Here is a 9712-nt window from a genome sequence, read left to right as displayed (position 1 = left end):
CATTGGATATTTGCCCTTTTAAAGAACAGAACTACTTTCCAGGATATAGTATAGAAACAACATTTAACTAAATAACGTAAAACCTTCCATTTCAGAAAATAAGAAGGTTATTTGGTATACCCTTTTTTAGTATATCACGATGGATTTCGAACTTTTAATGAAAAATATTGACAAACTATTAGCTGGTTTAGCACAAGAAAATAGCCGCCAAAAATGGCAGCTGGTTCTTAAACTCTGGCACCCGTTAGCTTATGTACAATAATTCACAAACTTATGGATATATATTATGGTTTCACAGCATCAATAATCAGAGAAGGAAAAACAAGTTTATCACCTTGGTTTCGAGGGTCGTACTTCTTGGAACGGAAAATTACACCATCAAGTCCCTCCCAATAATTCTGATGAAAATTCCCTTCCTCATCACAGTATTCAAGCAATTTAACTTCATATCCAGCACTTATAAAAATTTTTTTCAAACTTTTATAATTGTGAACTATTTTATGACTAGCTGCTGGGTGGTCTTTTGGTCCTGGTCCTCCAACCTGTACAATATTTTGGTAAGACTCATCTGGAAAATAACCATCAGGTACTGCACAACGAATATAGCCCAAAGGCTTTAGATATTTAAAACACATTTCCGCTGCCTGTATACCTTCTGCATACGTAAGATGTTCCCATACGTGTTCAGCAAGAATAGCTGTTATTGAACTTTTATCGAATCTGTTTTGCCACGTATTTTCATCTAATAAATTTAATTCTTCTTCCTGTGTATGTACCCAACCTGGATTATTATAATATTCCCCTGCACCAATAACCAACTTAATCTCATTATGTTTTATATCCAACAGGTTCACCTCTTAGGAATTATTCCATACTATTTTCGTTCTACAGCACTATTTCTCCTTCTTTAGCTAAACTGCCCCGTTCTTCCATACCATTTTTATATAGTTTCTCTTCATTTGTGAGCGGGTATTTACCAATAAACCATATGACGCATGATATAGGAGGAAGGTTGTATGTCAAAGGGCAAAATTCTTACGCGCTCAGCCAAGAGTTCACATGATAGAGAGACAGCGGTCGGTACAGCGGGAATGGTGGTGAGCGCACATCCTGTAGCCACTGACGCAGGAGAAAAAATCCTCAGGGCTGGGGGCAACGCCATTGATGCTGCCATTGCTGTCCAGTTTGCCTTGAATGTAGGCGAGCCGATGAACACAGGAATCGGGGGGAGCGGTTTTTTCATGGTGCACCACAATGAAACGAAAACGACTAAAATTTTTGACGGCCATACCAGAGCCCCGGCGGCTGCATACCCGGAAATGTTCATGGATGAGATGGGCGAGGTCATTCATTTCAGAAAGAGGTCGACCCATGCGACAGCGGCTGGTGTACCCGGAATTTTAAAAGCAATGGACGCTGCATTGAAGGAGTATGGTTCCAAGCCGCTTGCCGAATTGATCGAGCCGGCAGCCCAGGCCGCTGAACAGGGTGTTGAAATCAACTGGGTGTTTGGCGACATTTTAAAAACATTTGAATACCGGCTTGGAGACCACGCCCGGGAGCTGTTCTTTCCTAATGGGAAACCTGTCAGAGAAGGAGACGTCATTAACAAAAAAGATCTGGCCAAAACGTTTCGCATCATACAACGGGAAGGCATTGATGCTTTTTACGAAGGGGAAATTGCCGAAGCGATTGTTTCAACGCTGAAAGAACTGGGAGGGTTCATGGAGCTGTCAGATCTTCAGAGCTACCGCATTTCTGTCGACGAACCCGTGTGGGGGGATTACCGTGGCTACAAGATTGCGTCCTCCAATATGCCAAGTGCCGGGGGTACTACACTGCTTCAAATACTTAAAATCCTGGAAGGCTTCGACCTCAGCAAATATAACGTCAAGTCATGGGAAAAATATTATCTGTTTACAGAAGCGATGCGGATTGCATTTTCTGATAAAATCGCGTTCGCGGGCGATCCGGAATTTGCCGATGTCCCGTTAAAAGGACTTCTTGATGAAAGATATCTTTCAGAGCGCCGCAATCTGATCAATTGGAAACTCCGCAACGATGCGGCAGATTTCGGTAACCCATGGAAATATGATACTGCAAAAGAATCATTGGTTGTGCGGCAGCCTTTTGAACCTGAGCGGGAGAGAAGTGAGACAACCCATTTTACGGTAGTGGACCGATGGGGCAATATCGCTGCCTGCACCTCTACGGTCGAGCATCCGTTTGGTACAGGTATCATGGTGAACGGATATGGATTTTTATTAAATAATGAGCTGACGGACTTTGATGCAATTCCCGGTGGCCTTAATGAAGTACAGCCGGGGAAACGCCCTGTCAGCTGCAAGACCCCAACCATTGTTTTTAAAGACGATGAGCCAGTGTTGACGCTCGGTTCTCCAGGCGGCCCAACCATTGTCGGTTCTGTTTTCCAAACGATTGTAAATATGCTGGATTTCGGGCTTGATTTAAAAGAAGCCATTGAAGAACCAAGGATCTTTAATAGCACCGGCCCGCTCATCGGCTGGGAAGCAGGGATCGATATGGTCAGCAAAGGAAAAATGGAAGCGATGGGCTTTAATTTTGGTGACGGCCCGTTCCCGATCGGCAACGTCCAGGGAATCCAGATAGACCGCAAAAACAATCGCCTGTTTGGTGCTGCAGATTCAAGCCGGGAAGGAAAAGCGTCCGGGCTGGATGAATAGGACAGGGATGTGTCAACACAGGATAATAAAAAAAACCATATATAATTTTTTGGAAAAGTATGCCTTGTCCTGTGAATATGAAAAAAGTGAAACCCTTATGGCAGACCACTTTACACGTGGTCTGTTTTTAATTTGTAAAATAATCCTGAGATTGAGACAATGCATATCCGGGAATACTTTTCAGGGAGATTTTAACACTGTTGTATATTGCGCACACCTATATTTTTACGATAGTATGGGAACGGACATGAAAGGAGAGAGCAGTTTGGGTAACCCGATAAATGAAAAAAACGGCCAGGTAGATTTTTTAAAGCACAAGTTAAATATGTTTCTGGACTTATTGGATGCCATTGATCCGGAAGATACGGATATTGAAGATATTGACCGAATGATCTCAATTGTGGATGAAATGGAATCAAAATGCCGTGAATTCAAACACCGTGACCTTTGAGAGTTAAATTAAGCTGATACATAGAGCACAGTAGTCAATATTGGATTCAAAAAGGGAACCTTCGCGAAAGAAGGTTCCTTTCTAATAATGTTAAACAGCTCTCGCTACAGCATAAAACCGGTGCTGGTCTTGCAGTAAATAGCCTGTTTGTTTAATTGACTGGTGTATTGCAATTAATTGATCATGATATTTCTATGCTGAAATCTGGTTGCCAAGGGATTGCTTTTAAATAGTACACCGAGGCTCCGATATCATTTTAATTATATATCAAATATTCCTCATAACCATACGTTTGTGTAACCGTTTACGCTTTTTGTCTTTCAAACATTGTTTGTGAGGAGTATAATATAATCGGAAATGTTTGAAAAATTTTCACAAAGAGATATTGACTATCTAGGGATCCAGGGAGAGAGGGGCAGACAGATGAACATCGAAAAGTTTGAGGAAAGTATGTACAAGCTTATTGTTGAAACTTCAACAAAGCTTCCAAAGGACGTGCGCCGCGCAATAAAAGCGGCAAAGGAACGGGAAAACGCAGGAACCCGCTCAGCGATGAGCCTTGCCACCATCACAAACAATATCAAAATGGCGGATGAAAATGTGTCGCCGATCTGCCAGGATACAGGGTTGCCGACTTTTAAAATTAAAACACCAGTCGGTGCGAACCAGATCGAAATGAAAAAAGCGATTAAAAGCGCGATTGCCAGGGCGACAAAGGATGGCAAGCTGCGTCCTAACTCGGTTGACTCCATGACAGGGGATAACAGCGGTGACAATCTTGGCGACGGCACCCCTGTCATTAAATTTGAACAGTGGGAAAATGATTTTATCGATGCCCGCCTGATTTTAAAAGGAGGCGGATGTGAAAATAAAAACATCCAATACAGCCTGCCATGTGAACTTGATGGCCTTGGCCGCGCCGGCCGTGATCTTGATGGGATTCGTAAATGCATTCTCCATTCCGTCTACCAGGCACAAGGACAGGGCTGCAGCGCCGGTTTCATTGGTGTAGGGATTGGCGGCGACCGTTCGTCCGGGTACGATCTCGCAAAGGAACAGCTTTTCCGTTCAGTGGATGACATAAATCCGCATGAAGACCTTCGCAAGCTTGAAGAATATATTATGGAAAATGCCAACGAACTCGGAATTGGCACAATGGGCTTCGGAGGGGAAACGACCCTGTTAGGCTGCAAGGCCGGCGTGATTAACAGGATTCCTGCAAGCTTTTTCGTTTCCGTTGCCTATAATTGCTGGGCGTTCCGCCGCTTAGGTGTAGCGGTTAACCCTGAAACAGGAGACATCGTTGAATGGATGTACCAGGAAGGCGAAGAAGTCGACTTCTCAGTGCCAATTGAGACGGTACAGGAAATTGCGGCTGCAACTGAAGCTGCACAGGATGTAGTGACGCTTACTGCGCCTATCCCGGAAGAACAAATCCGCCAGCTTAAAGTCGGTGATGTCGTAAAAATTACCGGAATGATGTACACCGGGCGAGACGCAATCCACAAATATTTGATGGACCACGATGCGCCGGTAGACCTGGACGGGCAGGTCATCTACCATTGCGGACCGGTCATGCTGAAGGACGCTGATGGACAGTGGCATGTGAAAGCAGCAGGGCCGACAACAAGCATCCGCGAGGAGCCGTACCAGGGCGACATCATGAAAAAATTTGGCATCCGCGCCGTGATCGGCAAAGGCGGAATGGGCTCAAAAACGCTTGCGGCATTGAAGGAACATGGCGGGGTTTATCTGAACGCCATTGGCGGGGCAGCCCAATATTATGCAGATTGCATCAAATCAGTAGAAGGCGTTGATTTGATGAACTTCGGCATACCGGAAGCGATGTGGCATCTCAAGGTCGAGGATTTTACCGCAGTCGTGACCATGGATTCACACGGCAACAGCCTTCATGAGGACGTTGAAAAATCATCACTGGAAAAACTAAGCCAATTTAAAGAACCCGTGTTTAAATAAAACAGGGGCCTGACCCCCGGCACGTTACAGTATTAACGCGCCGGGGGTCAGGCCCCCAATGCGTTAATGAATTAACGCACTGGGGGCAGGCACTTTTATGCATTTTTTCTTTCCTCCAACAAACAATAAGAAAAAACATCTTGGAGGAAACAACATGAAACAGTTTTACAAAATCCTGATGATCTTAAATGTGCTATTCCTATGCGCAGTACCTTTTGCAGAGGCTGAATACTCAAACGAGCCAATCCATTGGGGTTTTAAAAAGGGAAGCGACGGAAAAGCCGCAGATGCCGGCAAGCCACTGGAAAAAATTATCGAAAAGCATGGGGCCGTTTATAAAGGTGATCCGAATAAAAAGGATATTTATTTAACGTTTGATAATGGTTATGAAAATGGTTATACCGAGCAAATCCTGGCCGTTTTAAAACAAGAAAAGGTGCCGGCCACGTTTTTCGTAACCGGGCATTATTTGGAAAGTGCGCCTGAGCTCGTCGAGCAAATGGTGTATGAAGGCCATACGATTGGAAATCATTCGTGGCACCACCCGGACATGACGAGGATCAGTGATGAAAGGATTAAGGAAGAGCTGGAAAAAGTCCGTGCCGCAACGGCAGAACTGACTGGTAAGAAAACAATGGCTTACTTGCGGCCGCCGCGCGGGATTTTCAGTGAAAGAACGATGGATATTGCGAAGCAGGCTGGCTATACCCATGTATTCTGGTCACTCGCGTTTGTCGACTGGAATACCGACCAGCAAAAAGGATGGAAATATTCCTACGATAAAATCATGAGCCAAATCCATCCAGGTGCAGTCATTCTTCTCCACACAGTTTCCAAAGACAATGCCGACGCGCTGGAAAAAGTGGTGAAAGATCTCAAGAAGCAGGGCTATACTTTTAAAACCCTCGATGACCTGATGATCAGCCAGGCTATTAAAGAACCAATGCTGCATTGAAGCATATGCCCGAACCCCGCTTCGGGCCTTTTTATGTACGCTAACTGCCCGTCATATCGGAACGATTTAGCGGTGCTTTATCTATGGCATAAGAAGCGCCATCACCGGCGCTTCGACCAGGAAACAATTAATGTTGATGCACAATCAGCTGTTGGTTAATAGCGTACAAATGCTGTTCCAACGATAATCAAGAGGATGAAAAGTACAACGATCAGTGCAAAATTAAATCCAGAACCGCCTCCGTAACTCATAGTGTGCCACCTCCTTTATGAGCAGATAATACATGCTATGTAAAGCGGATGTTTCGCGAAACGGACATGTGTGGAGACTGTTAAAAATCGATAAAAAGGCACACATTTCGGTAAGGCCTGATAAAACATGCTATAATACGGGAAAAATGTAAAGGCGGATTGTGGTGTGGCAGTAACCTCACGCTCAACCTTTTCCCGGCGGCTGGGTTGGCTTCAAAACGCGTTGAAAAAGACTGAAACCTGGAGCAGAAACCGACGATTTCACAAGTGGATTAGTGAAATGCAGGCTGGGAGCCTTACTTGAGCTATGCTTCTCTTTATCTGTGGAGGAGCATTGAATAATAAGCCGATTCATCCCACGGCACAAGCCGCGGATGTTCTCGGCTTATGCATAATTGGAGTGAAAATAATGCAAAAACAACAAACAGTTAAAATAGAACCGAAGCAAACCTTCCCGTTAACTATCAAAAGGCTCGGCATCAATGGGGAAGGCGTGGGCTATTTCAAGCGTCAGGTCGTGTTCGTTCCCGGCGCCCTCCCCGGAGAGGAAGTCGTCGTTGAAGCTACGAAAGTGCATCCGAAGTTTGCCGAAGCGAAAATAAAAAAAATCCGCAAGCCATCCGAGCACCGGGTCAGGCCTCTCTGTCCGGTATATGAGCAATGCGGAGGCTGCCAGCTTCAGCATCTCCGTTATGAACAGCAACTGAAGGAAAAACGCGATATCGTAATCCAGGCACTAGAGCGCCATACAAAGCTGCCAATCGGCGACCTTGATATCCGTGAAACGATCGGCATGGGCAATCCATGGGGCTACAGGAATAAAAGCCAGTTCCAGGTCGGCGAAAAAGATGGTAAAGTACTTGCCGGCCTATACGGCATAAACTCACATAGACTGGTGAATATCGAGCAGTGCGCTGTCCAGCATCCAGCAACCACCAAAGCTACAGAAGCCGTTAAATCCATCCTGCAGGACCTGAAGATTCCCATTTACAATGAAAAGTCACGAAAAGGCATTGTGAGGACGATTGTTGCCCGCACCGGTGTTCAGACTGGGGAACTGCAAATCGTATTGATCACTGCACAAAAAGAACTGCCGAAAAAAGATATCATCATCCAGGAGATCAAAAAACGGCTGCCAGATATAAAATCAATCGTCCAAAACATCAATGGCCAGCGGACATCGGTCATTTTCGGCGACAAAACCGAAACTCTGGAAGGCAGTGACTTCATCCAGGAAACGCTTGGTGACCTGCAATTCGAACTTTCCGCCCGGACATTTTTCCAGCTGAACCCTGAGCAGACAGTAAAGCTCTACAACGAAGTCAAAGCCGCAGCCAGCCTCACAGGTACGGAAAAAATTGTTGATGCATACTGTGGTGTGGGAACAATCGGCCTCTGGCTCGCAGGTGGAGCCGGAGAAATCAGGGGAATGGACACCATTCCGGAATCGATTGAGGATGCCAGGAAAAACGCCGCACGGCACGGGGTAAAGCAGGCTAAATACGTAGTCGGGAAAGCTGAGGAATGGCTGCCCAAATGGGCAAAAGAAGGCTGGAGGCCCGACGTCATCGTCGTCGATCCGCCCCGCACAGGCTGCGACCAGGAATTCCTGAAAACCGTGTTAAAGGTAAAGCCGAAAAAATTCATTTATGTATCATGCAATCCTTCGACTCTGGCAAAGGACATCCAGACCTTAAGTGGCCAGTACAAAGTCGAGTACATCCAGGCGGTTGATATGTTCCCGCATACCGCGCATGTAGAAGCCGTCACGGCTTTAGAATTGAAGATGTCTAATTAATAAATGCTCTTGCTGGTTAAAATAAACATTTGCAAGTCCGACCCTGATTGCGTAAAATCCTTTTGCGATTTCGGGGTCTTTTCCTGTTAAACCTTTGTCAATTCAGTGTTCTTCCAATTTTCTTTTTAGTCGTTTTTTAGTAAAACTTTATTTTAACTCGAACAGTGGAATATTGGTTGTACAGAGATTGTGAAGTTAAACTAAACATTTCCGATCAGTTTGAAAAAAAGTGTTTAAGCATGGTATAAGTGTAAAAGAAGCGGGACAATTTTGGGATAATGGGTTGGCCTGGTATCCCATGATGAGAGGATTTGAATCAAAATATGAAAGATAATTTTTGGCGTGATTTACCACGACCATTTTTTATATTGGCACCAATGGAAGAAGTGACGGATGTTGTTTTTCGCCATGTAGTGAGTGAAGCAGCCAGACCGGATGTTTTTTTTACAGAGTTTACAAACAGTGATAGTTATTGTCACCCAGAGGGGATCAATAGTGTGCGTGGGCGTTTGACTTTTACAGAGGATGAACAGCCAATAGTAGCCCATATATGGGGAGATAAGCCTGAATACTTTCGGCAAATGAGTATTGGTATGGCGAAAATGGGCTTTAAGGGTCTGGATATTAATATGGGCTGTCCTGTTCCTAATGTGGCACAGCATGGGAAGGGAAGCGGCCTTATCCGTCGTCCGGAAGTTGCAGCAGATTTAATACAGGCAGCAAAAGCAGGAGGGTTGCCCGTAAGTGTAAAGACAAGGCTTGGCTACTCGGATTTAGACGAATGGCGCGGCTGGTTGACACACATATTGGAACAAGACATTGTAAACCTTTCCATTCATCTGCGTACAAGGGATGAAATGAGCAAAGTAGATGCTCATTGGGAGCTGATCCCGGAGATTAAAAAACTTCGTGACCAGGTGGCACCCGATACCCTTTTGACGATCAATGGGGATATCCTTGACCGTCAAACTGGCTTAAAGCTCGCCCATCAATATGGTGTTGATGGGGTTATGATTGGGCGTGGAATTTTCCATAATCCATTTGCCTTTGAAAAGGAGCCGAAAGACCATAGCAGTCAGGAATTGTTGGATCTCTTAAGATTGCATATGGATCTCCATGATAAATACTCAGGATTAGAGCTGCGACCGTTCAAGGCTCTTCATCGCTTTTTTAAGATCTATGTCAAAGGATTTCGAGGGGCAAGTGAATTGAGAAATCAATTAATGAGCACAGAGTCGACAGATGAAGTACGTGAATTGCTGGATAATTTTGCGTCAAAGAATCTGGATTGAATGGGGGACCAGTAGAAGTGTCCCAATTCGAGGATAAAAGCGAAGTAGGATGTTAAACTGGTGTGCCTACAAAAGTTAGAGGATATACCAAGCAGTTAATTGTCTGGTGTGAAGGCGGTATTGAACCGGACTCATTCCTGCAATTTTTGCTTTATATGTCTGTTATTAGTCGCTCCTTTTAGTAAGGTTCCAAATAGGATTTGTGATAAACCCACCAACATCTCCTTGTGTTGTCAATTACAGTCCACACATGTCGAGTGTGTCACGCAGCTAATTTTGAAAG

8 protein-coding genes are annotated in these 9712 nt (G+C 44.9%); 6 read left to right on the top strand and 2 right to left on the bottom strand.

All coding sequences use genetic code 11. The features are described 5' to 3' along the window. Positions 1-284: 284 nt before the first annotated feature. Positions 285-845, bottom strand: a complete 561-nt coding sequence (locus CVD19_RS19900; RefSeq protein WP_101584859.1) for a class I SAM-dependent methyltransferase — start codon at positions 843-845, stop codon at positions 285-287. Between the two features lie 171 nt (positions 846-1016). Between CVD19_RS19900 and ggt the strand changes: the two genes are divergently transcribed. From ggt to pdaA, 4 genes are all read left to right on the top strand, one after another. Then, complete coding sequence (gene ggt, locus CVD19_RS19895; RefSeq protein ID WP_101584857.1) at positions 1017-2705, top strand: gamma-glutamyltransferase; 1689 nt, start codon at positions 1017-1019, stop codon at positions 2703-2705. Between the two features lie 265 nt (positions 2706-2970). Further along, positions 2971-3156 carry an SE1561 family protein gene (locus tag CVD19_RS19890; RefSeq protein ID WP_101584855.1) on the top strand — a complete coding sequence of 62 codons (186 nt, stop codon included), beginning with the start codon at positions 2971-2973 and terminating at the stop codon, positions 3154-3156. Positions 3157-3579: 423 nt separating this feature from the next. Continuing rightward, entirely contained in the window at positions 3580-5133 is a 1554-nt protein-coding gene (locus tag CVD19_RS19885; RefSeq protein WP_101584872.1) for a fumarate hydratase, read from the top strand. A gap of 154 nt (positions 5134-5287) precedes the next feature. Further along, on the top strand, positions 5288-6088 hold the full coding sequence (pdaA, locus tag CVD19_RS19880; protein ID WP_101584871.1) for a delta-lactam-biosynthetic de-N-acetylase: 801 nt from the start codon (positions 5288-5290) through the stop codon (positions 6086-6088). Positions 6089-6243: 155 nt separating this feature from the next. Here the strand turns inward: pdaA and CVD19_RS19875 are convergent, their stop codons facing one another. Next, positions 6244-6339, bottom strand: coding sequence for a YjcZ family sporulation protein (locus CVD19_RS19875; protein WP_101584853.1), 96 nt, complete (start codon positions 6337-6339; stop codon positions 6244-6246). Positions 6340-6748: 409 nt separating this feature from the next. Here CVD19_RS19875 and rlmD point away from each other — a divergent pair, with 409 nt between their 5' ends. Beyond that, a complete protein-coding gene (gene rlmD, locus CVD19_RS19870) occupies positions 6749-8137 on the top strand; it encodes a 23S rRNA (uracil(1939)-C(5))-methyltransferase RlmD (RefSeq protein ID WP_101584868.1) in 1389 nt (462 codons plus the stop codon). Positions 8138-8460: 323 nt separating this feature from the next. Next, positions 8461-9429: a tRNA dihydrouridine synthase gene (locus tag CVD19_RS19865; RefSeq protein WP_101584851.1), complete on the top strand. Its 969-nt coding sequence runs from the start codon at positions 8461-8463 to the stop codon at positions 9427-9429. The last annotated feature ends 283 nt before the right edge of the window (positions 9430-9712 follow it).

The sequence above is a fragment of the Bacillus sp. T33-2 genome (genome assembly GCF_002860205.1).
In the GTDB taxonomy this organism is placed as follows: Bacteria; Bacillota; Bacilli; order Bacillales; family Cytobacillaceae; genus T33-2.
The sequence above is the reverse complement of the archived record's forward strand: the minus strand, read 5'-3'. Positions and strand labels throughout refer to the sequence as shown.